The sequence below is a fragment of the Curtobacterium sp. APC 4022 genome (assembly GCF_030407555.1).
Classification (GTDB): domain Bacteria; phylum Actinomycetota; class Actinomycetes; order Actinomycetales; family Microbacteriaceae; genus Curtobacterium.
The window spans coordinates 22,406-48,812 of the sequence record NZ_JASDDD010000022.1 but is presented as its reverse complement, the minus strand read 5'-3'; the positions used below and the strand labels follow the sequence as shown (position 1 = coordinate 48,812).

Sequence of the window (26,407 nt, the reverse complement as noted above, 5' to 3'; positions counted from 1 at the left end):
CTAACGTGCTCCCCATGCGCGACCCCATCACCGCCTACCCGGTACCGTTCACCATCGACCGATCAGCGGCGCCCCGCCGTTACGAGCTGGTCAACACCAGCACCGAGACCCTCGACGGGATCTCCCTCACCCACCTCGGCACGGGCTACTCCCCGCCGCTCGTCGTCCGCCGGCTCGAGCCGGGGCGCGGGCTGTCCCTGGCCGTGTTCGGCGCCGGTGCCGACGAGACCGGCGTCGTCATCGTCCGGTGGCGTCGGCCGGACCGCGGGGAGTTCCTGTGGCGGATGTCGCTGGCCAGCCCCGGGCTCGCCCCCTGACGGGCTGCGCGGACCGACGGTCAGTCGGCCGAGCGTTCGCGGGCGACCTCGTGCCAGCGGGCGACCAGCCGGTCGATCGCGTCGTGGAACCGAGCCGTGGCGACACCCGGCGTGGTGTCCCCGAAGTACCGCTGCACCCAGTGCCGCAGTCGGGCCAGTTCGTCGGCGTCCGTCACGGCCCGGTCCACCCGGGCCACGACGTCGCCGGCGTCCGCCGCCCGCAGCCAGTTGGCGTCCCCCAGGTAGCCGCGCTCGTCGACGTCCGCCTCGGGTGACACCGGGCGGGTGACGATGAGCGGCTTGCCGACGGCCAGACGATCGTAGATCATCGCGCTGATGTCGGTGATCGCGACATCCGCCCCGGCGAGCTGCCAGCCCAGCGTCGGCCCGTCGTCGTACACGTGGTGCGCCGACGGGTCGGCGGCGTTCGCGGCCTCGATCGCGGCGACGATCCGCTGGTGTGCCGCCTTGTACGCGGGGTCGAGCACCCCGCTGCGGGGGTGCGGCCGGTAGACCAGCCGGTGGCGCGGCGACGCCAGGACCTGCTCGGCGATGGTCGTGCCGTGGCTGGCGATCGACCCGTAGGCGGCCGCGGCACGGTCGCCCTCCCAGGTCGGCGCGTACAGCACGACGGTGCGTCCGTCGGCCGGGTACGGCGGCTCCCCGGCGAAGTGGTCCGCCTGCGGTCGGCCGATCGCGATGGTCCGGCCGTCCAGGTCGTAGTCCCAGAGCGCTTCGGCGAGCCGGTCCCGGGCGGCGTCCCCGGCGATCAGCGCGGTGTCGTAGGCCTTGAACTGGTTCGTCGTCATGTACATCTTGTCGCTCTCGCCGTGGTTGACGAAGACGTGCCACATCCGCCCGTACCGCATCATCTGGAAGTTGCGGGCGTTCTGGTTGACGTACAGCACCACCTTCGGCGCCTGCTCGGTGACGAAGCGCTCGAGGTCGACGACCTGGCGGGCGTAGACGACGGGGACGGGCGACTCGTCCGCCAGCGCCAGCATCGCGCCGGGGCTGCGGGACAGGATCGCCACCCCGCGGTGCTCGGCCAGGGCGGCGAGCGGGGCGTACCACTGGCGGATCTGGTACATGTTCACGGGGCCGTCGGCGAAGTAGACCGCGATCTCGATCGTGCCCGGCGCGGGCGTCGGGACCGACGGCAGTCGGCGGGCCAGCTGCGACCGCGTCTGGCGCGACCGCCACAGCCGGCCGGCGAGCCGGATCGCGGTTCGGGCGTCCTTGACGAGGGCCATGCTGTGCTCCTGGGCAGTGGTTCGGACAGGTCGTGCGGTGCGGACGGGACGTGCGCTGCGGACGGGAGGCGCGCCTCCCGTCCGTCTCGACACTCTCAGACGACGGGTGGGCGGCCCGCCAGTGTCATCCGACCGATCGTGAGCCATCCCATCACGCGGACGGGACCGCAGTCGGTGCGCCACCCCTCGGCGATGCCGCCGAACCAGGTCGCGAGCCGCCGCGGCGACCGCCACCAGCGCAGCACCTGGATCGCGGCCCAGCTGCCGACGTAGAGCGGCCGGAGGACGGCGGGCAGGTTGCGCCGCGCGAGCCACACCCGGTTCCGGGCGTTCAGACGGACGTACTCGCGGTGGCGTGCCGGGTCGATCGCCGGGTGGTTCGCGACGAGCTCCCCCGCGTACCAGGTCCGACGTCCGGCGTCCCAGACCCGCCAGGCGAGCTCGATGCCCTCGTGGGCGTAGAAGTACTCGGCTCCCCAGCCACCGACCGCGCGCCAGACGTCCATCGGCAGGACGACGGCACCCTCCCACACGGAGAACACCGGCGAGCTCTGCTCCGGGTCGCCCTTGCGGATCCGGGGCACCCAGCGGCGGGGGTTCGCCGAACCGGAGGGGTCGACCACCCGGGGCTGCACGAGGCCGAGCGACGGGTCGTGCTCGAACAGGGCGATCGCGTCACGGAGGAACGTCGGCGACGGCACCGAGGCGTCGTCGTCGAGGAAGAACACGTAGTCACCGTCGACCTCGGCAGCGCCGGCGTTCCGGCCGGCGGGGATGCCGAGGTTCTCCGGCAGCGCGAGCGCCCGGACACCGTCGGGCAGGCCGACCGGCTGCCACCCGTTGCCGACGCAGACCACGTCGAGGTCGACGCCCTGCTGCGCGAGCACGCTCTCGAGGCCACGGCGCAGGTCGTCCGGGCGGGTGCCCTGCGACAGGCTGACGACGGCGACGCGGGGACGCTCGCGGTGCGGGACCGCGCCACGACGGCGGGTGCCGGGCGTCACGCGCGGACCCGCTTCGACGACATGATCGCCAGGAAGTGCCCGACCGTCGCCAGCACGGCGAGCGGCAGGAGCGCCCCGACCAGGATCCGGTCCGCCAGCGGGTGCCCGATGACGAGCGCGAGCAGGGCGACGACGAACGTGATGATCGTCAGTTCGACCGAGTGGTACAGCCGGTGGAAGGGCAGGAAGCGGGCGACGCGTCGGAGCGTCGCGAGCCGCGCACCGGACGGGGCGGTGACCCCGTCGCGCCGGTCGGCGAGCTTCGCCATGCCGCCGTGCGCACGGGCGACGTGCACCATGTCGTTGAGCGCCTTGTTGAGCACGATCACCAGGCCGAGGGCGCAGCCGATCGTCGTCCACATCCAGTCGGCCCCGTGGATCGGCCAGGTCGCCGCCCGGACGCCGAGCGCGATCGGGATGAGTCCCTCGGTCGTGTAGTGCCCGACCTTGTCGAGGAAGATGCCGGCCGGCGAGCGGGTGCCGCGCCACCGGGCGACCTCGCCGTCGGAGCAGTCGACGAGCATCTGCAGCTGCCCGAGCACGAGCGCGAGCAGGGCGCCCCAGATGCCCGGGATCAGGAGGGCGGCCGCGGTGGACCAGCCGACCAGGATCATCAGGCCGGTGACCTGGTTCGCGCTGACCCGGGTGCGCAGCAGCAGCGACGTCAGGTACGGCGAGATGTCCCGCAGGTAGAGCGAGGCCGTCCAGTGCTCGGCGTTGGCTCGCGCCCGGACCTCGTCCGGCTGGGCCACCGCCCGCAGTTCGGCGATCGAGGTCGGTCGGGTGAACCCGCGGCCGTCCCGGGGGTCCGGTCCGCCGCCGTTCCCGAGGTCGTCATCGGCCATGTCGGTCACCGTCCCGTGTGCGTGGTCAGATCGGAGGTCCGTGTCAGGAACCCGATGATGAAGCCGACACCCCAGCCGACGTGGATGCACGGCAGGACGACGAGCAGCCACGCCCGTGTCGCCGGCACCGATCGCCGCGACACCGCGAGGGCACCGACGACGACGAAGAGCAGGTAGACCGCCGGGACCGCGAACCCGGTCATCGCCCACGCGAGCGGCGAGCCGAGGACCGCCCCGACGACACCGACGAGACCGGCGACGAGCCCGAGGGCGACGGCCAGGACCATCAGCGGCGGGACGAAGTAGCGCAGGCCGTTGCCGGCCGGGAACCGGCGTGCCAGTTCACCGCGCCAGAGGCCGGTGGCCACGAACTGCCGGACCAGACGCTTCAGACTCGGGCGCGGCCGGTAGGTGACGACGAGCTCCGGCGTGAACCAGACCGTGCCGCCCGTGGTGCGGAGGCGTCGGTTGAGCTCCCAGTCCTGGCCGCGCTTGATGCCCTCGTCGAAGAGCCCGACGGCGAACAGGCGCTCGCGTCGGAACACCCCGAGGTACGCGGTCTCGGCCGGGCCCGCCTGCCCACCGACGTGGTGCGGGGTCCCGCCCAGGCCGACGCGGCTGCCGTAGGCCAGGGCCACGGCCTGCTCGAACGGCGTCCGGCCCTCGGCGCGCATGATGCCGCCGACGTTGTCGGCGCCCGACTCCTGCAGGGTCCGGACCGCGATGCGCGTGTAGTCGGGCGGCAGGACGCTGTGCGCGTCGACCCGCACGACGATCGGGTGCTCGGAGGCACGGATCGCGACGTTGAGACCGGCGGGAGTCGAGCCGACCGGGTTGTCGACCGCACGGATGCGCGGGTCGGCGGCGCTCATCTCGGCGACGAGTTCGTTCGTGCCGTCGATCGACGGGCCGAGGGCCAGGATGACCTCGAACGGCCCGGCGTAGTCCTGCTCGAGCAGACTGCCCACCGCGGCGCGGACCTCGGTCACCTCGTTGAGGACGGGCATGACGTAGGAGACACCTGGCAGGGCCTGTCCGTCGTGCTGCATGTGATCCTCGGGGTCCGGCGGGCACGAGGCGACCCGTGGGGCCGCCCCGCAGAGCGGACCGAGCCTATCAAGCACCCGCGATGGGCACCTGGCCGACCCCTGGAGCCGATTCCTGGAGCCGGCCCCGGACGGACGGGAGGCCCGCCACCGGCTGGTGGCGGGCCTCCCGTCATGGGGATGGTCGGGTCACTTCGAGCTGTCGTAGGTCCCCAGCTTGACGTCGGCGGTCCGGGTCTCCCCGTTGCGGACGTAGGTGACCTGCGTCGTCGCGCCACCGGCGAAGAAGCGGACCTGCGCGGTGAGGTCCGTCGCGTCTGCGATGGTGGCGTCACCGAGCTTGGTGACGACGTCGCCCTTCTGCAGCCCGGCGTCGGCGGCGGCGCCACCGGAGACGACCGACTTGATGAGCGCGCCGACCTGCGAGGCGTTGGCGTCCTCGGTGGCGTCACCGACCGACGCGCCGAGCAGACCGTGCGTGGCCTTGCCGTTGTCGACGATCTCGGACGCGACGCGCTTCACCAGGTTCGACGGGATCGAGAACCCGACACCGATGCTGCCCGACTGGGAGCTCGACGAGCTCGAGCTGCCGGCGCTGGCGATCGCGACGTTGATGCCGATGAGCCGGCCCTTGTCGTCGAGCAGCGCACCACCCGAGTTGCCGGGGTTGATCGACGCGTCGGTCTGGATCACCGGCAGGGACACGGTGGTGCCCGCCGAGGGGCTGCTGCCGTTGTCGCCGTTGCCCCAGAAGTCGAACGGGCCGTTGCCGTTGTTGCCCTGACCCTCGTTGGTGTCGCCGCCCGCGTTCGGGTCGCTCGAGGTGACCTGGATGCTGCGGTTCAGGGTCGAGACGATGCCGTCCGTGACCGTGTTCGACAGACCCAGCGGAGCACCGATCGCCACGGCGGTGTCGCCGACGTTGAGCTTCGACGAATCGGCGAAGGACATCGGGGTGAGGTCCGGCGCGTCGATCTTGATGACCGCGAGGTCCACCGTCGGGTCGGTGCCGATGAGCTTGCCCTTGTAGACACGGCCGTTCGAGGTCGTCACCGAGATGGTGCCGCTCGAGCTGTCACCGTCGAGCGTCACCACGTGGGTGTTCGTGACGATGTAGCCGTCCTTGTTCAGGATGACGCCGGAACCGGTGCCGGCCTCGCTGCTCGCCGAGACGTTGATCGTGACGACCGAGGGGGTGGCCTTCGCGGCGACCGCGGTGACGACCGTGGCGGAGTCGTAGTCGTTGACGGTCAGGTTGCCGCCGCTCTGCGAGGTGCCGCCGCCGCCCGAGATGGTGCTGCCGTTGCTGGCCGAACCGGCAGCCCAGCCCGCGCCGCCGCCGACGAGGCCGGCGAGGACGAGCCCCGCGACGATCGGCAGGACGAGCTTGTTGCGGCCGGAGCGCTCGCGGGTGGCGGTGCCGGTCGTGGCCGGGGCGCCGGAGAAGTAGTGGCCGTTCGCGCGCTGCTGGTCGGCGGCGTCACCGAACGAGCTCGTCGACGACGGTGCCTGGTCGGCGGACGGCGTCGGGGCCGCGGCGCCGGAGTACTCGCCGTAGCGGGGGCGGTCCTGGCCGTACTGGCTCTGCTCGCCGTACTGGCCCTGCTGGCCGTACTGGCTCTGCTGGCCGTACTGCCCCTGGCCGTACTGGACGGGCTGGCCGTACTGGCCGTACTGACCCTGATCGTTCTGGCCCTGCTGGCCGTACTGCCCGTACCCCGAGTCCTGCCCGTACTGGCTCTGCTGCCCGTACTGCGCCGCCTGACCGTACTGGCTCTGCTGGCCGTACTGACCCTGCCCGTACTGCGAGGTCTGGTCGTACTGCGAGGTCTGGCCGTACTGGGACGTCTGGCCGGACTGCGCGTCCTGCCCGGACTGCGCGTCCTGGCCGTACTGGCTCTGCTGGCCGGACTGCCCCTGCTGCGAGTACTGGCCGTACTGGCCGTACTGCGCGGTCTCGGTCGCGTCGGCGTCGGTGGACGCCCCGGACCCGAACGTCGGGTACGGGGTCGTGTACTGCTCGGTGGGGTGGTCGGAGGCGGCGGTGTGTTCGCCCTCCGCTGCCGGAGTCGTCCCCACCACGTCCGTGTCGTCGGCGTCGCGGTGCCCGTGCTGGGTGCCGTTCGACTCGTCCGGACCGGTGGTCTCGTCGCGACGGTCGTCGTCGCCGTGCCCGTTGGGCGTGGTGTCGCTCATGTTGGACGTGCTCCTTTCAAGCTCCTGCAGTCTCCACCACCGACCTGGGCGGTCATGATGGCGCACCTGCGAGCTGGCCAAGCCGATCGTATGCGTCAGCTGTGTGCCCGGTCCGCACAAGACGAACGGGCTCCACGCACGCGGGACCAGGTCTGCGGTCGACGACGGCGATCGCCGGAGCCGGGACGGGGCGGACGCTAGGTTGGGGGCCAGCGTGCGCCGCGCCTCCCGGCCGGTGCCTCGACGTCGAGAGGGGTCGCTCATGCGGCAGACCGGTCCGTGGCTGCGAGCCGCCGAGGGTGCCATGCTCCTGGGACCCGACGGGGTGCCCGCGCCGACCGTCTTCGCCGAGATGAGCGCCCTGGCGGCGGCCACCGGCGCGATCAACCTGGGGCAGGGCTTCCCCGACGAGGACGGGCCCGCCGAGGTCCTGGACGCCGCGGTGGCGGCGATCCGCGCCGGCGCGAACCAGTACCCGCCGGGTCGGGGCACCCCGGACCTGCGCGCGGCCGTCGCCGAGCACCAGTCCCGCTGGTACGGCCTGGACGTCGACCCCGATCGGGAGGTCCTGGTCACCGCCGGCGCGACCGAGGCGTTGGCCGCGACCCTGCTCGCGCTCGTCGAGCCCGGTGACGAGGTCGTCACCTTCGAACCGTTCTACGACGCCTACGGCGCGCTCATCCGGCTGGCGGGTGCAACGCACGTCACCGTGCCGCTGCGGGCCCCCGACTTCCTGCCCGATGAGGCCGACCTGCGCGCCGCGTTCTCCGACCGCACCCGGGTCGTGCTGGTGAACACACCGCACAACCCGACCGGCCGGGTGCTGCCGGTCGAGGTCCTCCGCAACGTGGTCGAGCTCGCCGAGCAGTTCGACGCGGCGATCGTCACCGACGAGGTCTACGAGCACCTGGCGTTCGCCGGTGCCCACGTCCCCCCGGTCACGCTCCCCGGGGCACGCGAGCGCACGGTCTCGATCTCGAGTGCTGGCAAGACCTTCAACACGACGGGGTGGAAGATCGGCTGGCTCACCGCTCCCCCGGCCCTGGTCGAGGCGATCACGACCGTCAAGCAGTACCTGACCTTCGTCAACGGGGCGCCGTTCCAGCCGGCGATCGCCACCGGACTCCGCCTGCCCGACGCCGTCTTCGCCGGGATCGCGGCGGACCTCGGGGCGAAGCAGGAGATCCTGGCCGCCGGGCTCGCGGCCGCCGGCTTCGACGTGCTGCGGCCGGACGCGGGCTACTTCGTCATCGCGGACGCGGCTCCGCTCGGGCACGCGGACGCCCGGGCGCTCTGCCTGGAGCTCCCACGACTGGCCGGCGTGGTGGGGGTGCCGGTGTCGGCGTTCGTCCGCCCGGACCACGTCGACGGGTACCGGTCGCTCATCCGGTTCGCCTTCTGCAAGCAGCGGTCGGTGCTCGAGGAGGCCGTGGCCCGGCTGGCAGGGCTCGCCACGGCGGTCTGAGCCGCGCGCAGGGCGGTGTGCGCCGCGCGCGGCGGGTGCGTCGCGCGCGGCGGGTGCGCCTCAGTCGCGCGGCTGGACGTCGTACCGGCGCAGGGACAGCGACGGGTTCACGGCCCGCACCCGCTCGGTGACGGCGGTGTCGACGGTCGTGACGAGCAGTCCGGCCTCGGCCCCGAGCGCGGCGACCGCGGTCCCGGTGGGGTCGAGCGCGACCGTGCCGCCGATGCCGACGGGCGGCGCCTGCCCGACGCCGACGACCCACACGGTGTTCTCGATCGCCCGTGCGGTCAACAGCGTCCGCCAGTGGTGCTCCTTGCCCGGACCCCGGACCCACTCGGCCGGCACCACCACCACGTCGGCAGCGCCGTGCTCGGGAGCGCTCAGGCGGCGGGTGACCTCCGGGAAGCGCAGGTCGTAGCAGGTCTCGAGGCCGACCCGGACGCCCGCGACCTCGACCACCGGCAGCTGTGCGGGATCACCGGCCTCGATGCGGTCGGACTCCCGCGACCCGAACGCGTCGTAGAGGTGCACCTTGCGGTACGTGGTCAGCACCGAGCCGTCCGCACCGATCGCCACCAGGCTGTTCCGGAAGCGCTCCGCCGTCTCCCCCGTCTCGGCCACGCCGACGACCAGCGCGATGCCGGTGCTGCGGGCGATCCGACGGAGGCCGGTGACGAAGGACCCGTCGAGCGGCTGCGCTGCCGCGACGAAGCGGTCGTCGATCTCGGCCGTGAAGTACGAGGTGTACTCCGGCGTGACCAGGAGCTGTGCGCCCCGCTCCGCTGCGGTCCGGGCAGCATCGGCCACGGAGCGGAGGTTCGCGGCGGTGTCGTCGACGGGGGCGAACTGGGCTGCCGCGATGGTCAGGGTCGTCACGGTGCCAGGCTAGCCGCGCTCGGCCCCGGAACGCGAAGCAGCCCGGGAACGCGAAGAAGCCCCGGTCCGTGAGGACCGGGGCTTTTCGTGTCGCGTTGGTTGCGGGGGCAGGATTTGAACCTACGACCTCTGGGTTATGAGCCCAGCGAGCTACCGAACTGCTCCACCCCGCGGCACATGGAAAACACTACACGGACCCGAGCGGGGTGCCAAATCGAGCACCCCGCTCGGCGTGTTCAGCCCTTCGAGGCGGTGCTGTTCTCGGCTGCGATGGCGGCCTCGATGGCCTGCTGCAGCTGCTTGTCGGCCTCGGCCGCCCCCACCAAGTCGTTCTCGGCGTACGCCTGCTCGCGGGCCCGGAGTGCCTTGTCGGCGTCGGACAGCGCCTGCTGCACGTCCGGGTTGCTGCTACCCGCGGACGAGCCGCCCGTGGAGCCGCCCGTGGCACCGCCGGTAGCGCCGCCGGTCGAGGTCCCCGACCCGGAGTCACCCGAGTCCGAGCCGGAGCCGGACGCTGCCCCGGAGTCACCCGCGGCCGCACCGGAGTTGCCACCGAACAGCTTGTCGAGCGCCTGGTCGAGCGTGTCCTCGAACGCGATCTTGTCGCCGAAGGCCACCAGGACCTTCTGCAGCAGCGGGTACGAGCCGCTCGAGGTGGACTGCACGTACACCGGCTGGACGTAGAGGAACCCGCCACCCACCGGCAGGGTCAGCAGGTTGCCCTGCTTCACCGTGCTGTTGCCGCGCTTCAGGATGTTGAGCTCCTGCGACACGGTCGGGTCGGAGTTGAACAGGTTCTGCACCTGCGACGGACCCGGGATGCTGTCGGTCTTCGGGATCGTCAGCAGCGTGAGCTTGCCGTACCCCTTGCCCTTCTTGCCCTTGCCGGCCCCGCTGGCATCCGACCCGACGGCCAGGTAGCCGGTCAGGACGTTGCGCGCGTTCGACGACGAGTTCTGCTTCGGGATGTACGTGCTGTACAGCGAGTACGCCGTCCCGGAGCCGGGGACCTTCATCGTCAGGTAGTACGGGTCCTGCTGGTCGGGGTTCGTCGCGGTGGTCTGCGTCCCGAGTGCGTTCGTCGTGGTCGTGTTCGTCCCCGAGCCGGAGCCGGCCGAGTCGGAGTCCCCCGCGCTCGTCGACGTCGAGGTCGGGTCCACCGGGGTCGTCCACGCGTCGTCGCCCGAGTAGAACGAGTTGGCGTTGGTGACGTGGTAGGTGCCGAGGATGCTCCGCTGGACCTTGAACAGGTCCGTCGGGTAGCGGACGTGCGCCAACAGGTCGGCGCTCATCGAGGAGACCGGCTGCAGCGACGTCGGGAAGATCTTCTGCCAGGTCTTCAGCACCGGGTCGGTGGTGTCCCAGGCGTAGAGCGTGACCTTGCCGGTGTAGGCGTCGACGGTGGCCTTGACGGAGTTCCGGATGTAGTTCACCTGATCGGTACGGAAGCTGCCGGTGTCGGTGCCGTTGATGCTGTCGGTCATGCTCTGGCTCTGCGAGTACGGGTACGCGTTGCTCGTGGTGTACCCGTCGACGACCCACTGGATGCGGTTGTCGACGATCGCCGGGTAGGCGTCCTTGTCGAGCTTCAGGTACGGCGCGACCTTGCTGACGCGCTGCACCGGGTCACGGTCGTACAGGATCTGCGAGTCCGCGTTGACGGCGTTCGACAGCAGGATCTGCTCGGACTGGAACTTCGCCGCGTAGACCAGACGGTTGAAGAAGTTGCCGATCTTCGGACCACCGTCGGCCGCGTAGGTCGTGGTCGCGTTGCCGTCGTTGTCGTCGGACCCGGACGGGTAGTCCAGCTCGACGTCCTTGGTGCCCTTCGGCGCCCCGACGATCGAGTACGCGGGCGAGTTCTCGCCGAAGTACACGCGCGGCTGGTACTTGCCGAGGTCGCCGCCGGCCGGGATGCCCGACTCGATGAAGACCGGCTTGCCGTCGCTCGCACGCTGGTTGCCGTAGGCCGCGACGACGCCGTAGCCGTGGGTGTAGACGAACGTGCGGTTGTACTGCGTCGCCGACGAGCCCAGGCCGTCGAGGTCGATGTCGCGCACGGCCAGGACGGTGTCCTCGGTCTTGCCGTCGACCTGGTAGCGGTCGACGTCCAGCTGGTCCGGGAACTGGTAGTACTGCCGGTACTGCTGCAGCTGGCTGTACGTGTCCGCCACGATCTTCGGGTCGATGATGCGGATGTTCGCGGTGGTCTGGGCGTCCTCCGACAGGGCGCCCGAGGTCGCGGTGGTGGTCGCGTCGTAGTCGCGTTCCTTGACCCCGGCGACGTCGTAGGCGTCACGGGTGGCGTCGATGTTCCGCTGGATGAACGCCGACTCGAACGACCGCTCACTCGGTGCGACCTGCAGGCGCTGGACGATCCACGGGTAGATGCCGCCGATGACGATCGCCGCGACCAGGAGCAGGCCGGTGCCGACGATCGAGATGCGCCAGCGGCCGATGACGGCGGTGACGATGAACAGGATCGCCACGATCGCGGCGATGCCGGCCATGATCTCGCGGCCCGGGATGGTCGCGTTCACCTCGGTGTACTGGGCACCGGTGATGAGCGAGTTGTCCTTGGTCAGCGCGGCGTACTGGTCGAGCCACAGGCTGGCGGCCTGCAGGGCGATGTAGAGGCCGGCCGTGACCGCGAGCTGGATGCGGGCGGCCCGCGAGATCCGGACCTCGCGCCCGCCGAAGCGGAGCGCCCCGTACAGGTACGTGGCGGCCAGGGCGGCGAGCCCGGCGATCAGGACGACCGCGGACGAGTACGCCACGACCGCACGCCAGAACGGCAGCTCGAAGACGTAGAACCCGATGTCGAGCCCGAACTGCGGGTCCGTCTTGCCGAAGGGGGTGCGGTTGAAGTACTCCAGCACCATGCTCCAGCGCGGCGCCGTCGCGAGCCCGGCGAAGACACCGAGCACCGCGGGGATGCCGAGCATGACGACGCGGCGCAGCGGTTCGATGACCTGCTGGTAGCGGTCGAGCTGCGAGTTGAGCTTCGCGTAGACGGGGCGGAACCGGAAGGCGAGCGTGATGCTCAGCCAGACCGGGACGGCCATCCCCAGGAACCCGGCGACGAACATCGCCGTCCCGGCGAGCCACCTGGTGGTGAGGACCCGCTCGAACCCGAGTTGCGTGAACCACGCGTAGTCGGTGTAGAGGCTGGCGAAGATGAAGAAGCCGATCACCAGTGCGGCCAGCACGATGATCGTGACCACGATCGGGACACGCGGCGAGCGCCGTCCCGCGGTGGACGAGGTGTTCGTCACTTGTTGTGCTCCAGACGTGTCGGACCGGCGGCGCCGGCAGGCCGAGCCGTCAGTGCGTCGATCCTATTCGCCCCGGCCGACAGTCAACCTGTGCTGCATCTCAGGAAGTCGGCTCGGGCCTCCGGGCCGGCCGGGAGGCCCGTCCCCCGTCCGCCCCGTCACTCCCGTCGGACAGTGACCAGGCCGAGCAGCGCTCAGCGCGTGCAGCGCTCGAGTCCGGCGGTGCTGCGGCCGGCGGCGATCGTCTGCAGGTCGGTGACGGCCTGGTCGAGGGTGGAGACGGCGTAGACGTCGAGGCCGGCGGGCACGTGGCCGACGACCTCGTCGCAGTTCGTCTTCGGGGCGAGGAAGACCTTGGCGCCGGCGGCCTCGGCGCCGTAGAGCTTCTGGCGGATGCCACCGATGGGGCCGACCTCGCCGGCCGCGGTGATCGTGCCGGTGCCCGCGACGTGTTCGCCGCCGTTGAGCTTGCCCGGCGTGATCTCGTCGATGATCCCGAGCGCGAACATCATGCCGGCCGAGGGGCCGCCGACGTCCTGCAACTTGATGTCGACGTCGAAGGGGAAGTCGTAGTGCTCGACGACGCCGACGCCGATCAGCGCGGTGCCCTGCTCGGACCGGGGGGTCAGGGAGAGCTCGCGGGTCGCGCCCCCGCGCTCCACCGTGACCGTCGCGGGCGACGAGGTGCCGTGCTTCGCGACGAGTTCACGGAGCGTGGTCGCATCGGCGTTGGTGCGCAGCGACGTGCCGTCGAAGGCGGTGACGACGTCCCCGGTGCGGACCACGCCGTCGGCTGCTGAGCCGTCCTGGATGCTGCCGACCTCGAGTTCGGTCGGGATCCGGTACCCCTGGTGGATGAGCGCGGCGGCCACGGCGGACTGCTGGGAGTTCGTCATGTCAGCGGCGTCCTGCTTGTTGACCTGGTCGGTCGAGGTGCCGGGCGGGTAGATCGCGCTGGCCGGCACGACCGCCTGCGACTTCGTGAACAGGGCGCGGACGACGCTGGTCCACGAGGGCCGCTCGGTGGCGGTGCCCTGCACGCTGACCGTGAGCATGTCGAGCGCACCGGAGGTCGGGTACGTGCGGTGTCCGTCGATGTCGATGAGCTCGACGTCCTTCGCGTCCTTGCCCGTCCCCTGCCGCTGGGTGCCGATCGTGTTGAACACGGGTCCGGGCATCTCGATGACGTACGGGCTCGGCAGCACGCTCGCCACCAGTCCCAGCACGACGGCTCCGGCGACGAACACCCACCCGACGGTCCGCGAGCGCGAGCGACGACGGGGAGCGGGGGCGAAGAGGGTCACGCAGGGTCCTTCCGGAGGCTGTTCGCCCACGGCGCAGCCGTCCGGGCGGATGCCCGGGCCGGTCCCAGGTCCGGGCCCGCGGGCAGCGGTTAGCGTAGTCGGCATGCCTGATGAACCGCAGCCGGGGCCGGACGACGACTTCCAGGAGATGCTCCGCAAACTCCTGTCCGGCGAGGGGCAGATCGACCCGTCGCAGCTCGCCGGTGCCGCCGGCCTGCCGAACGACCCGGCCGCCGTCGCCGAACTCATGAGCCAACTCCAGCGCGCCGCGCAGACCGGCTCGGACGGCATCGACTTCACGGTGACCGCCGACCGCGCCGCCACCATCGCACGCGAGGGCGCCGAGCCGCTCGACCCCGCCACCGCCCAGGCGTCGACGCAGGCGTTCCAGGTCGCGGCCCTGTGGCTCGACGAGGTCACCACCGTCGCCGAACTCACCGCGACGCCGAGCGTCTACACGCGTGAACAGTGGGCGAAGGCGACGGCACCGGTGTGGTCGCAGATCGCCGAACCCGTGGCCTCGAGCATCGCCACGGCCCTGACCGAGGCGATCGACCAGCGCGCGCCGGAGGAGCTCAAGGCGATGCTGGGCGACGTCTCGAAGGCGATGCGCGGCGTCGGCGGAGCCCTCTTCGCGATCCAGCTCGGCCAGGTCGTCGGACAGCTCGCGAAGGAAGTGGTGTCCGGTGGCGACGTCGGCATCCCGCTGCTCGACGAGCAGGTCGCCGCGCTGGTGCCCCAGAACGTCGCCGAGTTCGCCGACGGGCTCGACGTGCCGGTCGACGAGGTCCGCATCTACCTGGCAGTCCGCGAGCTCGCCCACGCGCGGCTGTTCCGCTCGGCCCGCTGGCTCCGACTGCACATCATCTCCTCGATCACCGAGTACGCGAAGGGCGTCCACATCCCGTTCGACCGGGTGGAGGAATCGCTCTCCGGCATCGACCCGACCGACCAGGAGCAGCTCCGCGACGCCCTGGCCTCCGGGGCGCTCATCCCGCCGCGGACACCCGAGCAGGACGCCGCCCTGGCCCGCCTCGAGACGATGCTCGCGCTGGTCGAGGGCTGGGTCGACACGGTCACGGCCGCCGCGACCGCACGCCTCCCCCGCGCCGGGGCGATCGCCGAGATGGTCCGCCGCCGCCGTGCCGCGGGCGGGCCGGCCGAGTCGGCGTTCGCGACGCTCGTCGGTCTGGAACTGCGGCCCCGCCGACTGCGCGAGGCCGCCGCGATGTGGCAGCGCGTGACCGACGAGCTCGGTGCCGACCAGCGCGACGCGCTGTGGGCCGCGTTCGACCTGGTGCCGGGTTCCGACGACATCGACGCCCCGGAGTCGCTCGTCGCCCGGCTGCGGGACCCGTCGCAGTCCGCCGAGGACGACGCGTTCGACCGTGCGCTCGAGGACCTGCTCAACGACGCGACCGACGACCGTCCGCACGAGGACGAGTCCGGCGGGATCGACGAGGACCCGGGCACCGCTGGTCCGGCCGACGGCCCCGCGACCGGTCCCTCGGGCGGTCCGGAAGCTGGCCCGGCCGGCGGTCCGCAGCAGTAGTCGTCCGGACGGGAGGCGCGCCCCGCCTCCCGTCCACACCCGCCGGTCCGCCCCGCGGTTGTCCACAGATCACGCCGTCCGCCTCCGACCCACACCGGTGATGCGCGAGCGTTGGCGACATGGGCATCCGCATCGATCCGACGCTCGAGTTCGTGTGGCGCGACCCGTGCACCGTGCAGCTCGGGGTCGACCCGCCGCGTGCCGTGGTGCCGGTCCCGACCACGGCCGAGGAGCGGTTCCTCTGCGCGCTCCGACGTGAGACCGCCCGGGACGTGATGGCCGGGCTGGCACGGAGCGTCGGCTGCGCACCGGCCGCGGCCGCCCGGGTCCTCGGCGACGCCGCCGCCGCGGTCGTCGACATGCTGCCGGAGCCCCTCGCCCGGGTCGAGGTCGCCGGCGTCGGGCCCCTCGCCGAAGAACTCGACCGGATGCTCACCGGCGACGGCGTGACCGTCGTCCGGACGATCGCTCCGCGGGGTGGCCCGGTGCCCGAGCCGGACCCACCGCCGGCGCTGGCCGTCCTCGTCGCCGACCACGTGACCGACCCGGTCGTCCGGTCCGCGTGGACCCGGCGGTCGGTGCCGCACCTGCCGGTCGTCGTCGGCGACGGCCGGGTCCGCGTCGGGCCGTTCCTGGTACCGGGAGCCGGGCCGTGCCTCCAGTGTGTGGAGCTGGAACGGACCGACGCCGACCCGGCGTGGCCGGCGATCGCCGCGCAGGTGTGGGGACGACCGGCGGCGGCGCTGTCCCCGTGGCGTGCGGCCAGCCTGGCGGCCACCGTGGCCCGGACGGTCCTCGACCGGCTACCGCTGGTCGTGCAGCGGCCGGACGCCGAGCAGCTGGTGTTCGACCGGGCCGACCTGTCGGTCACCCGGCGGTGGGTCGCTCCGCATCCGCGGTGTGCGTGCCGATCGCTGCCAGGAACCGACTCGCCACCCGGGGTCCGCCCCGTGACGAGCCCTGCGCCGACCACGTCATGGTCAGGGAACGACGGGCACGCGTGATGCCGACGTAGAACAGGCGGCGCTCTTCGTCGATGCCGTCGTCGGTGGTGGCGTACGAGATCGGCAGCAGCCCTTCGGCGACGCCGGCGAGCACCACGTGCGGCCACTCCAGGCCCTTCGACGAGTGCAGCGTCGCGAGGGTGACGGCGTCGAGCTCCGGCTCGTGGTGGGTGGCCGCGCGGTCGACCAGGTCCGCGGTGAACTGCTGCATCGTCGTGTCGGCGGGTGCGTTCTCGGCGAGCTGCATGATCGCCTGCAGCGCCTCCCACTGTTCGCGGACGGCGCCGGTGCCCTCGGGGGCGGTGCGGGTCCACCCGCTGATCTGCAGGACGAGCTCCACGCGGCGCAGCAGTTCGTCGTCGGTCTGTCGGACCGCCTCGCCGCGCATGTGGTGCACGGCGAGCTTGACCTCCGGCCGGTCGAAGAAGCGTTTGCCGCCCTGCACCCGGTACGGGATCCCGTTGCGGGCGAGCGCCGACTCGATCGCGGCGGACTGGGCGCCGACGCGGAACAGCACCGCGCAGTCGCCGTACGCGGCACCGCCGGTCACGAGCTCGGCGATGCGTCGGGCGATGGTGGCCGCCTCGTCACCGTCGTGGACGCAGGGCAGCACGACCGGTTCGGGGCCGGGGGTGGTCTCCTGCGCGACGAGGTCCAGCGCCCCCGGCTGTCCACGCATCAGGGCGTTGGCCGCGAGCACGACCTCCCGGGTGGACCGGTAGTTCCGTTCCAGCCGGAGCACCGACGCGCGCGGGAACTCCGAACCGAACCCGAGCAGGTAGCGGCTGGAGGCACCGGTGAACGAGTAGATCGTCTGGCTGGCGTCCCCGACGACGCACAGGTCGTCCCGTCCGCCGAGCCACGCCCGGAGCAGGTCGTGTTGCACGGGCGAGACGTCCTGGTACTCGTCCACCACGAAGAAGCGGTACTGCTGCCGCACGAAGGACGCGACCCGGGGCTCGGACTCCACCATGCCGAGCGTCAGCAGGAGCACGTCCTCGAAGTCCATCTGCCGACGGTCGTCCTTGAGCCGTTCGTAGGCGCGCATCAGGTCGACGACCCGCGACGGCGAGGTGTCCCGCGGCATGGTGCGCTCGGACGCCGCGGCCTCGTACTCGTCGTAGGTGAGTCGCTGCACCTTCCGCCACTCGACCTCGCCGGCCAGGTCGCGCAGCACCGGGGTGTCCACCCGCAGGCCGATCGTGTCGGCCGCGTGCGCGATCACCCGGCCCTTCGACTCCACCAGGCCGGGCGCGTGGCCGCCGACGGTGTCCGGCCAGAAGTACCCGAGCTGCGACATCGCCGCCGCGTGGAAGGTCCGGGCCTGTACGGCTCCGGCGCCCAGTGCACGCAGCCGGGAGCGCAGCTCACCGGCGGCGCGGGTGGTGAAGGTCAGCGCCAGGACGTGGTTCGGCGAGTACGTGCCGGTGGCGACGCCGTACGCGATCCGGTGCGTGATCGCCCGGGTCTTGCCGGTGCCGGCACCGGCCAGGACCGCGACCGGACCGAGGAGGGTCCGGGCGACGGTGCGCTGCTCGGCGTCGAGCGCGGCGAGCAGGGCGTCCGGCGAGTGCGTCGTCGGGTCGACGGGTCCGGCTGTGGGGGTCACGGCAGGTCGAGCGGCCCGCCGTACCACTCCTCGATGATCACGCGGGCGATGGAGGTCCGGCCGGGCAGCAGCACCGTGTCGCCGGCCTGCTCGCGGATCTCGTCGCGCGAGAACCAGCGGACGTCGATGATCTCCACACCGTCCGGGCGGGCAGTCGAGGGGTCGCCGTCGACCGCCCGGGCTCGGAAGCCGACCATCAGCGACGCCGGGAACGGCCACGGCTGCGAGCCGAGGTACTCGGGCTCCTCGATGGTGACGCCGGCCTCCTCGAAGACCTCGCGCCGGACGGCGTCCTCGAGGGACTCCCCCGGCTCGACGAACCCGGCGAGCAGCGAGTACCGGTTCGCGTCCCAGGCGGCGTTCGAGCCGAGCAGTATCCGGTCCTGCCCGTCGGTGATCCCGACGATGATCGCGGCGTCGGTGCGCGGGAAGTGCTGGTGGCCCTCGGGGTCACGGCGGACCCAGCCGCCGACGGTGGACTCGGTCGGCGAACCGGTGCGCGGCGAGAACCCGTGCACGGCGTGCCAGTTCGCCATCGCCACGGCCTCGACCGCCAGGCCCTGGTCACGCGCGGACAGCTCGGTGCCGAACATGCGGAGGTTCTCCCACACGTCGGTGTCCGGCTCGATCCGGGCGGCCGCGGCGTCGTCGACGAGGGCCGCGACGAAGCGGGTGCCCGCCGGGGCGTCCGGAGCGTCGCTGACCGCGCGACCGAGGTAGAGCAGGGTGGCGTCGTCCGGCACCTGGCCGGCGTCGACGAAGCGCAGCGTGCCGTCGGCGTTCCGCAGCATGGCGCCGCCGTGCACCGGTAGGAACCGGGTGGTCGGGTCGTCGCGCAGCACCCGCTCGAGGTCGGGCGTGGAACGGTGCTCCGCGTCGCGGTCGAGCTCGTTGCGGGCGAGCGGCAGCCGGGCGGCGAACTCCACGGTCACACGGATCTCCTGGTGGTCGACACGTCCCGGGTCAGCGTGGCGCGCACCGATCGGATGCGCCGCGGACCTACCCTGTTGGGCATGGCGGGATCGCAGTTCACTCTAGCCGCGTTGGCGACCACGGCCGTGCCCGAACTGGTCCTGACCGGCACACGCACGCTCGGCTCGGTGGCCGGCGGCGACTACGAATCGGCCGTCGTCCGCGACGCCGACGGCCGGTCCTCGGCGATCCGTCGTCCCCGGAACCAGCGCGCGGAAGCGCGCCAGTCCGCCGACCTCGTCGCGATCCGCGCCCTGAGCGCCGGGATCCGCACGCGCCTCCCGTTCGCCGTGCCGGAGTACCGCGGACAGGCGCCGATCGGGTCGACCCGCGCCATCCTGACGTCCTACGTCGAGGGCGCGCACCCCGCGCTCCGCGACCTGACCGACCGGCCCGAGCTGGCCACCAGCGTCGGTCGCGCGATCGCCGCACTGCACGCCCTGCCGACCAGCTTCGTCACCGACGCCGGCCTGCCGTCCCTGACGCCCTTCGAGGTGCTCCGCTCGGCCGTGTCCGTGATGGACCGCGCCGTCGCGACGAAGCTCGTGCCGGACGCCCTGCAGGAGCGCTGGGAGGGCGCCGCGCGCGACCAGCAGCTCTGGCAGTTCACGCCGACCGTCGTGCACGGCTCGCTCGGACTCGACTCGGTCCTCGTCCGGGGGGACGACGTCACGGGCGTCCTCGGCTGGGGCGAACTGCGGCTCGGCGACCCGGCCAAGGACCTGGCGTGGGTGCTCGCCGGCCGCCGCGAGGCGTTCGACACCGTGCTCAGCGCCTACACCGCGGGTGGCGGCGGTCGTGACCGTCAGCTCGGACAGCGCGCCCGCGTGCACCACGAGCTCGAGACCGCGCAGTGGCTGCTGCACGGCGTGCAGGTGAAGAGCACCGAAGTCGTCGACGACGCGGTCGCGATGATGCACCGCCTCGCCGAGGCCGTGCACGCCCCGACGGCCGCGCCGCTGCAGGCCGTCTCGCCGGAGACGATGGAGATCGGCGAGGTCGAGCAACTGCTCTCCTCGACCGAACGCCGCCACAGCTGACACACGCGGCACGGCCGGGAGGCCCGCCTCGCGTCAGCAGATCGCCTCGCCTCAGCCGATCGCCTCGCGCCAGGCGCGCTCGAGTCCGGCCCGGTCGAGCAGCGTCGACGGTCGGACCTCCATGTCGTCGGCGACGAAGTAGAACACCGCGTCGACGTCTGTGATCGGCCGCCCGGTGAACTCGGCGTACGCGACCCGGTACAGCGCGAGCTGCAACTGCCGCCGGTCGAGGTCGTCGGCGCCGCTCGGGGCCTTGCCGGTCTTCCAGTCGACGACCTCGATGCGCCCGTCGATCTCGTACACGGCGTCGAGCTTGCAGACCACGCTGTGGCCGAGGAACGGGATGTGGATCTCGCGCTCGACCTCGACCGGAGTGAGCCCCGCCCACCGTGAGCGGGCGAAGGTGTCCTGGAAGTCGGCCAGCCGTCGGGCGTCGTCGTCGCTGACCGGGACCTCGCCGGCCGCGGCCGGACCACCCTCGGTCGTCTCGTCGGGATCCAGGTCGAGCTCGCCGGCCCACGCGTCGAACCCGCCGTCCCAGCCGCCGAGCGCTGCCGGGGCCTCGCCGCGGGCGCGCTGCTCGACCCACTGGTGGAACAGCGTGCCGAGACGCGTCGCTCGGTAGGGGCGTTCCGGCATCGGTCGTCGCAACCGCTCAGCGACCTTGTCGGGCTCACCGAGGTAGTCCTTGAAGCCGGACGCCGGCACCCGGTGCGGGACGACGACCTGGTGGGCGGCCGACCGCGAGGCCCGACGTTCCGCGAGCAGCAGGTCGATGTCGGCGGCGTACCGGCCGGCGGCACCGGGGTTCGCGTTCCGGACCCGGTCCGCCGCGGCGAGCACCCGCGGCCCGCGGGAGCCGAAGGGCACGTGCGGCCAGGTCTGCGATGCCCCCTGGTCGCCGAGCGGGTTCGACTCGTGGGTCGTGCCGTCCGGGATCCGGTCGGCCGCGAGCACCCCGGCCTCGACCAGGTCGTGCAGGTACCGGCTCGGTGCGGTGGGCTTCACCCCGGTCGACCAGGACGACCCGCTGACGAGCATCTCGTGCTTGGCCCGGGTCAGCGCGACGTAGGTCAGCCGGCGTTCCTCGTCCTCGTTCCGCGCCTTGACCTCGTCCTTGAAGGCGTCGATCGCGTCGACGACGTCCTTCTGGGTCTCCTGTCCGCGCCAGGCCAGGCGTGGCAGTTCGTCAGCGTCGCCGCGGAACTCGTACGGCAGCCGGCCGAAGCCGAGCCAGCCGGTCGAGCCCTCCTGCGGCCGGGCCGGCAGTCCGCCCTCGACCATCCGGGGCACGGCGACCGCGTCCCACTCGAGCCCCTTCGACCCGTGGATGGTGAGGATCTGGACGGTGCCGCCCTCGGGTTCCTCGGAGCGCGGCCCCATGTCGTCGCGGCGCGCGGCGGCGTCGATCCAGCCGAGGAAGGCGCCGAGGTCGGCCCGGTCGTCGGTCTGCACGAAGCCGCTCAGCTCGTCGACGAAGGCGTCGAGGTACGCCGAGCCGCCCTGCTCGTGCGCGCTGACCTCGATGTCGAGCCGCATCTCCTGCACGACGAGCGTGACGAAGTCGACCAGGTCGCCGCCGGCACGGGACCGCAACGAGGACAGCTGCGCGCCGAGTGCCCGCATGCGCTCCCGGCCGGCCGGGCTGATCCCGTCGAGCGCCGAGTGGTCGTCGGGCGCGGTCGTGACGAAGTCGAGCGCGTCGACGACGGACCCGTGCTCCCCCGCGGCGACCGAGGCCCGGAAGGCCGCGGTGACCTCGTCATCGAGGCGTCGGTGCGTGTGGTCGCGGCCGAACAGCCACCGGGCCAGGCCGTGCAGCGCGACGATGTCGGCCGCGCCGATCCGCCACCGTGCCCCGGCGAGCAACCGGATGAGGTCGTTGCCCGCGGCGGGGTCGTGCAGCACGCGGAGGCACGCCACCAGGTCGACGATCTCCGGCCGCTGCAGCAGACCCCCGGTGCCGAGCACGTGGTACGGCACCGCCCGGGCACCGAGCGCCGCCGTGAACGCCGAGAGGTCCTTCCGGGCGCGGAGCAGCAGCGCCATGGAGCCGCCGGGGTTCCGGGTCCGGTGGTCGGCGAACCAGGCGGCCACCGCGTCGGCTTCTTCCGGCAGGGTCTCCGGGAACACCACGCCGACGGTCCCGCGGTCGGCGCCGGGGCGCGGTTCGAGACGCTCCACCTGGACCTCGGACGCGCTCGAGAGCGGCTCGACGACGGCGTTCGCGGCGGCGAGCACGTCGATCGGGTTCCGCCAGCTGGTCGACAGGGCGTAGGTGACGACGGGATCACCAGCCGCATCGCCGAAGTCGGCCGGGAAGCGTGCGAGGTTCGCGGCGCTCGCCCCACGGAAGCCGTAGATGGACTGGTGCGGGTCGCCGACCGCCATCACCGGGTGGTCGCGGAACAGCCGTGCCAGGAAGCGGGTCTGCACGACCGAGGTGTCCTGGTACTCGTCGAGCAGCACCACGGCGAACCGGGAGCGCAGGTCGTCGGCCACCCGCGGTGCTGCGTCCGCGGCGGCGAGCGCCAGGGCGATCTGGTCCGAGAACTCGACGAAGCCGCGGTCGACCTTCTGGCGGCGGAACTCCTCGACCAGGTCGGCGAGCGGTTCGAGGGACCCGATCGCGGCGACGGCGTCGGTGACGGCCCTGTAGGGCGTGCCGCGGCTGGACCCCGGCAGTTCGAGCAGGTCGCCGAAGTCGATCGCGAACCGGCGGAGGTCGGCCGGGTCGACGAGGTGCTCGGAGGCGGCCCCGGCGAGCGCGACGACCGCGGCGGTGATGGTGTCGACGTTCCGGTCGAGGCCCGCGAGCCGGTCGTCCCGTGCGGCGACGACGACCCGTCTGGCGAGCTGCCACGCCGAGGGTTCGGTGAGCACCTGGGACTCGCCGTCCCGCCCGACGAGCAGGGCGTTCTCGCGGAAGACGGCGTTCGCGAACGCGTTGTAGGTGGACACGGTGGGTGCGAGGAAGGCGTCGCCGGTCTCGATCAACCCGACGTCCTCGAGCGCGCCGATCCGGTCGTTGATGCGGACCCCGAGCTCACCGGCGGCCTTGCGGGTGAAGGTCAGCCCGAGCACCTGGTCGGGCTGCACGAAGCCGTTCGCCAGCAGCCAGACGACCCGGGAGGCCATCGTCTCGGTCTTCCCGCTGCCGGCGCCCGCGACCACCAGGGCCGGGGCGAGCGGGGACTCGATGACGGCACGCTGCTGCGCGGTCGGTCGGGGCTTGCCCAGGGCATCGGCGATCTCGTCGGCCCCGTACCGGCGGCGGGCCGGACGCTCGTCCGGCACCGCGCCTCCCGTCGGGGCGACGGTCGGGGCCGCAGCCGCAGCCGCAGCCGCAGCCGCAACCGTGGTCTCGTCGCTCACCAGGTCACCTCGCCCACCACGTGGATGCGGCACTCGGTGCCGGTGCGGGCCCGGTCGCAGTGGTCGTCCACGTTCGCCAGGAACGTCCGCCCGGCCATGCCGCGCGCGACGGTGTGCAGGCGTTCGCGGTAGGCCTCGCGCGACTCCGGGTCGAGGGCCCGCTGCGTCCGCTCGGAGTAGGCGTGCGCGCCCTTGGGGTTCTGCACGAAGACGAGTCGGGCGTCGGTGGTCTCCGCACCCTCCGGCACGCCCTCGACCGCTCCGTCCGCCACGGCGAGCTGGTACGCGGCGAGCTGCGGGTGTCCGGGCATGTCGTTCTTCTCGCTCGGCATGACGCGGCCGGTCTTCAGGTCGACGATGCTGATCCGGCCCTCGGGGTCGACCTCGATGCGGTCGATGCTCCCCCGCACCCGCGCCGGGCCGGTCACGAGGGCGAACGATGCCTCGGCGCCGAGCACCCGTCGGCCGGCGCTGGCGAAGGTCCGCAGGTAGTCGCTGAGCCCCTCGATCATCCGCCGGGTTCGGGCACGCTCACGGTCCGCGACCCACGGCGACTCGAAGGTCAGCTCGTCCCACCGTTCCTCGACCCGGTGCCACAGCGACTCGACGTCGACGTCGGTCGCGTGCTCCATCGCCTCGTGCACGATCGTCCCGATGCCCATCGCCGGGCTCGGCGCCCCGCCGCCGAACGTCTGCGCGAACCAGTGCACCGGGCACTCCTCGAACGTGCCGATCCGGGAGGGCGACACCGCCACCGTCGGCGGTACCGGCTCCACCACGGCCCCGTCCTCGCCGCCCTCGGGCACGACCGGTTCCGCGTCGAGGTCGACCAGGGGTGCGTCCGTCGACGGCTCGACGATGCCGTACCAGTCGTCGGGCGACGCGCCGGGGACGTCCTCGGCCGCCAGACGGGCCAGCGCCGAGGCCGCCTCGTGGTCCCCGGTCGCCACCACCCGACGGCGCAGCGACCCGGCCAGCCCGCGCAACGACAGCGGGTGCGCGGACGCCTGCCGGTCCGGCGGCACCGGCACCAGCCGCACGAACGGCGACGGTGACTCGTCGTCGTTCGCGACGGTCGCGATCACCACCTGGGTCGTCGCGCGGGACACCGCCCGGACGAACAGCCGGAGCTCGTCACCGATCACTGCCGCCCGGTCGTCGGTGGGCGAGTGCGGGATCCCCGCCGCCGCCCGGACCAGCCCGTCCGGGTCGAGCAGGCTGCCGCGCACCCGCGTGTTCGGCCAGACGCCGTCCTGGAGGCCCGTGACCACCACGACGTCACACTCCAGTCCGACCGTGGCGGAGGGGGTCAGCACGCGGACCCGTCCGGCGGTCCGGTCCGGCCCGATCGAGTCCTCCGGCAGGTCGGCGCCGAGGAGGTCGTCGACGAACACCCGCGCCGGCGCGTCCGGCGTCCGCTCGACGAAGCGCTTCGCGGCGGTGAACAGCCCGACCACGGCGTCGAGGTGCCGGTCGGCCTCGGCCGCGCCCACCCCACCGGCGACGGACTGTGAGCGCCACACCCCGGCCAGGCCGCTGCGTTCCCAGAGGCCCCAGAGGATCTCCTCGATGCTCGCCCCCGACTCGGCGTCCTGCCGGGCGGTCACGAAGCTCGTGGCCAGCCGCATCGTGCGACGGGCGAAGGCGGCGTCGATCGTGGCCAGGCGTTCCGGGGCGCCGAGGGCGTCGACGAGCAGCTCGTCAGCCGTCCGGGTGCCGCCGCCGGCGAGCTCTTCCCGCCGGAGGGCCAGCCGCAGCCGACGGATCGCCAGGGTGTCCAGGCCGCCGAGCGGTCCGGTGGCGAACGACGTCGCCAGGTCGGCGTCGAGCGGGAGCACCCCGAGCGCGACGGCCGCCGCGTCGACCAGGGTCCGGGAGGCCGTGTCGTCCCGCGGGCGCGTCGGTGCGGCACCGGCGGTCGCGGGGACCTCGGCCACCGAGAGCGCCCGGACCAGTTCGGGGATCGCGGCACCGCTGCGGGTGACGACGACCATGCGGTGCCACGGGACGCCGTCGAGCAGCCGGTGTTCGCGGAGACGTCTCGCCACGGCGGCCACCATCGCGGAACGGCTGGGTGCTTCCAGGTGCAGGACGGCGTCGGAGCGGCCACGGGCCTCCCGGGCGAGGGCAGCACGCTGTCGACCGGCGGCCGCGGTTCCGATCCGCCCGGTGATGCCGGTGACGAGCGCGCGGATCGGGGCCGCGTGCCGGTGCACGGTGCCGAGGACGATCTCCTGGACCTGCGGGACGCCGAGCCGTGGCCCGAGGCGGCCGAGGACGTCCGGGACGCCGCCGCGGAAGGCGGAGGCGGCGATGTCCGGGTCCCCGAACGCGACGACCTGCACGCCGGAGCGGGCCAGGGCGCCGAGCAGGGCGATCTCGCCCTCGACGAGTTCCTGCACGTCGTCGACGACCACCAGACGGAGTGCGGCGACGGCGGGCGGCAGGTCCCCCCGGAGCACTGCCGCGGTGGCGAAGGCGACGAGTTCGGCGGCGTCCAGACTGGTCGACCGGAAGGCGGTGACGGCCGCGCGGTACTCGTCGACGAAGTCGCCCACCGCCCGCCACTCGGGGTGGCCGGTGTCGTCGCCGAGCTCGCGCATGTCGTCGGGTTCGATGCCGGCGGCGACCGCCCGCATCATCAGGTCGCGGAGCGCCGTGCGGAAGCCGGCCCGCTCGCGGACCACCTCGGTGATCGGCGCCGGCCAGGCCGGTCCGGTGCCGTCGAGTTCGTGGCCGTCCAGGAGGTCCGCGATGATCCGGTCCTGTTCGCCGCCGGTCAGCAGGGTCGGTGCCTCCTGCCCCTGGACCGAGGCCGCGTGCGCCACCACCTGGAAGGCGAGGGAGTTGACCGTGCGTGCCAGGGCGCCCGGCGTGACCCGGTCGACGGCGGCCGCCAGACGGTCGCGGAGTGCGGTCGCGGCGACGCGCGCCGAGGTCAGCGCGAGGACGGTGCCGTGCCCGGAGGCGTCCACCGCGCCGGGGCGGGCGGACCGGTCGGCCACGAGCCGCGTCAGCGTGCTCGTCTTGCCGGTCCCCGGAGCGCCGATGACGGCTGCGTGCACCCCGTCGGGCAGGGCGAGCACCGCCTGCTGCGCCGGGTCGTCGACCAGTGCGCGCGCGACCGAGCCGAGGTCCGGCGCGGGCGTCAGGGTGGTCGGTGGCACGGTCGTACGGTACCCACCGCAGCCGACATCCCGGGCCGCCCGCGCCGGGGTGCGGACGCGGCCGTGCGCCCGCGGCGAACGCTCCGGGCCGCCCGGGGACGCTCGAC

At 72.9% G+C, this 26,407-nt stretch carries 16 protein-coding genes, 1 tRNA gene and 1 pseudogene; 5 read left to right on the top strand and 13 right to left on the bottom strand.

Annotated features, from left to right (window positions below; all coding sequences use genetic code 11):
* Window positions 1-14 precede the first annotated feature (14 nt).
* Complete coding sequence (locus QL987_RS09130; RefSeq protein ID WP_290157319.1) at window positions 15-317, top strand: hypothetical protein; 303 nt, start codon at window positions 15-17, stop codon at window positions 315-317.
* A gap of 20 nt (window positions 318-337) precedes the next feature.
* On the opposite strand, the gene QL987_RS09125 is transcribed toward QL987_RS09130, so the two are convergent.
* The 5 genes from QL987_RS09125 to QL987_RS09105 all read right to left on the bottom strand — a co-directional run bounded on the left by QL987_RS09125 (window position 338) and on the right by QL987_RS09105 (window position 6,661).
* Window positions 338-1,570: a CDP-glycerol glycerophosphotransferase family protein gene (locus QL987_RS09125; RefSeq protein WP_290157318.1), complete on the bottom strand. Its 1,233-nt coding sequence runs from the start codon at window positions 1,568-1,570 to the stop codon at window positions 338-340.
* Window positions 1,571-1,665: 95 nt separating this feature from the next.
* The gene (locus QL987_RS09120; RefSeq protein WP_253467793.1) at window positions 1,666-2,574 is read right to left on the bottom strand and encodes a glycosyltransferase; all 909 of its coding nucleotides are present in this window, start codon (window positions 2,572-2,574) and stop codon (window positions 1,666-1,668) included.
* Window positions 2,571-3,419: a CDP-alcohol phosphatidyltransferase family protein gene (locus QL987_RS09115; protein WP_290157317.1), complete on the bottom strand. Its 849-nt coding sequence runs from the start codon at window positions 3,417-3,419 to the stop codon at window positions 2,571-2,573. The genes QL987_RS09120 and QL987_RS09115 overlap by 4 nt, the downstream gene beginning before the upstream one ends.
* Before the next feature lie 5 nt (window positions 3,420-3,424).
* Window positions 3,425-4,468 carry a glycosyltransferase family 2 protein gene (locus tag QL987_RS09110; RefSeq protein WP_111075639.1) on the bottom strand — a complete coding sequence of 348 codons (1,044 nt, stop codon included), beginning with the start codon at window positions 4,466-4,468 and terminating at the stop codon, window positions 3,425-3,427.
* A 186-nt stretch (window positions 4,469-4,654) separates the two neighbouring features.
* On the bottom strand, window positions 4,655-6,661 hold the full coding sequence (locus tag QL987_RS09105; protein ID WP_290157316.1) for a trypsin-like peptidase domain-containing protein: 2,007 nt from the start codon (window positions 6,659-6,661) through the stop codon (window positions 4,655-4,657).
* 262 nt (window positions 6,662-6,923) lie between these two features.
* On the opposite strand from QL987_RS09105, the gene QL987_RS09100 reads away from it, so the two are divergent.
* Window positions 6,924-8,126 (top strand): aminotransferase class I/II-fold pyridoxal phosphate-dependent enzyme, encoded by a 1,203-nt coding sequence (locus tag QL987_RS09100; protein WP_290157315.1) that lies wholly within the window; start codon window positions 6,924-6,926, stop codon window positions 8,124-8,126.
* A gap of 60 nt (window positions 8,127-8,186) precedes the next feature.
* Here QL987_RS09100 and QL987_RS09095 read toward each other — a convergent pair whose 3' ends face one another.
* The 4 genes from QL987_RS09095 to QL987_RS09080 form a co-directional block, all read right to left on the bottom strand.
* Window positions 8,187-9,002, bottom strand: a complete 816-nt coding sequence (locus QL987_RS09095) for a carbon-nitrogen hydrolase family protein (protein WP_290157314.1) — start codon at window positions 9,000-9,002, stop codon at window positions 8,187-8,189.
* 96 nt (window positions 9,003-9,098) lie between these two features.
* Window positions 9,099-9,175: transfer RNA gene (locus QL987_RS09090), tRNA-Met, on the bottom strand.
* A 63-nt stretch (window positions 9,176-9,238) separates the two neighbouring features.
* Window positions 9,239-12,277 carry a UPF0182 family protein gene (locus QL987_RS09085; protein ID WP_290157313.1) on the bottom strand — a complete coding sequence of 1,013 codons (3,039 nt, stop codon included), beginning with the start codon at window positions 12,275-12,277 and terminating at the stop codon, window positions 9,239-9,241.
* A gap of 194 nt (window positions 12,278-12,471) precedes the next feature.
* Complete coding sequence (locus QL987_RS09080) at window positions 12,472-13,581, bottom strand: S16 family serine protease (protein ID WP_290157312.1); 1,110 nt, start codon at window positions 13,579-13,581, stop codon at window positions 12,472-12,474.
* 103 nt (window positions 13,582-13,684) lie between these two features.
* Here QL987_RS09080 and QL987_RS09075 point away from each other — a divergent pair, with 103 nt between their 5' ends.
* Entirely contained in the window at window positions 13,685-15,133 is a 1,449-nt protein-coding gene (locus QL987_RS09075) for a zinc-dependent metalloprotease (protein ID WP_290157311.1), read from the top strand.
* A 119-nt stretch (window positions 15,134-15,252) separates the two neighbouring features.
* Window positions 15,253-16,050: pseudogene (locus tag QL987_RS16895) on the top strand (TOMM precursor leader peptide-binding protein); the annotation flags it as partial.
* On the opposite strand, the gene QL987_RS09065 reads toward QL987_RS16895, so the two are convergent.
* Together QL987_RS09065 and nudC are read right to left on the bottom strand one after the other, a co-directional pair.
* Entirely contained in the window at window positions 16,001-17,746 is a 1,746-nt protein-coding gene (locus QL987_RS09065) for an ATP-dependent helicase (RefSeq protein WP_290157310.1), read from the bottom strand. The pseudogene QL987_RS16895 and the gene QL987_RS09065 sit on opposite strands and share 50 nt — an antisense overlap.
* Window positions 17,743-18,678 (bottom strand): NAD(+) diphosphatase, encoded by a 936-nt coding sequence (nudC, locus tag QL987_RS09060; protein ID WP_290157309.1) that lies wholly within the window; start codon window positions 18,676-18,678, stop codon window positions 17,743-17,745. The genes QL987_RS09065 and nudC overlap by 4 nt, the downstream gene beginning before the upstream one ends.
* An 81-nt stretch (window positions 18,679-18,759) precedes the next feature.
* On the opposite strand from nudC, the gene QL987_RS09055 reads away from it, so the two are divergent.
* Window positions 18,760-19,758 carry a phosphotransferase gene (locus QL987_RS09055; RefSeq protein ID WP_290157308.1) on the top strand — a complete coding sequence of 333 codons (999 nt, stop codon included), beginning with the start codon at window positions 18,760-18,762 and terminating at the stop codon, window positions 19,756-19,758.
* Between the two features lie 51 nt (window positions 19,759-19,809).
* Here QL987_RS09055 and QL987_RS09050 read toward each other — a convergent pair whose 3' ends face one another.
* Both QL987_RS09050 and QL987_RS09045 read right to left on the bottom strand, forming a co-directional pair.
* Window positions 19,810-23,133, bottom strand: coding sequence for an ATP-dependent DNA helicase (locus tag QL987_RS09050; protein ID WP_290157307.1), 3,324 nt, complete (start codon window positions 23,131-23,133; stop codon window positions 19,810-19,812).
* Window positions 23,130-26,300, bottom strand: a complete 3,171-nt coding sequence (locus QL987_RS09045; protein ID WP_290157305.1) for a UrvD/REP family ATP-dependent DNA helicase — start codon at window positions 26,298-26,300, stop codon at window positions 23,130-23,132. The genes QL987_RS09050 and QL987_RS09045 overlap by 4 nt, the downstream gene beginning before the upstream one ends.
* Window positions 26,301-26,407 lie beyond the last annotated feature (107 nt).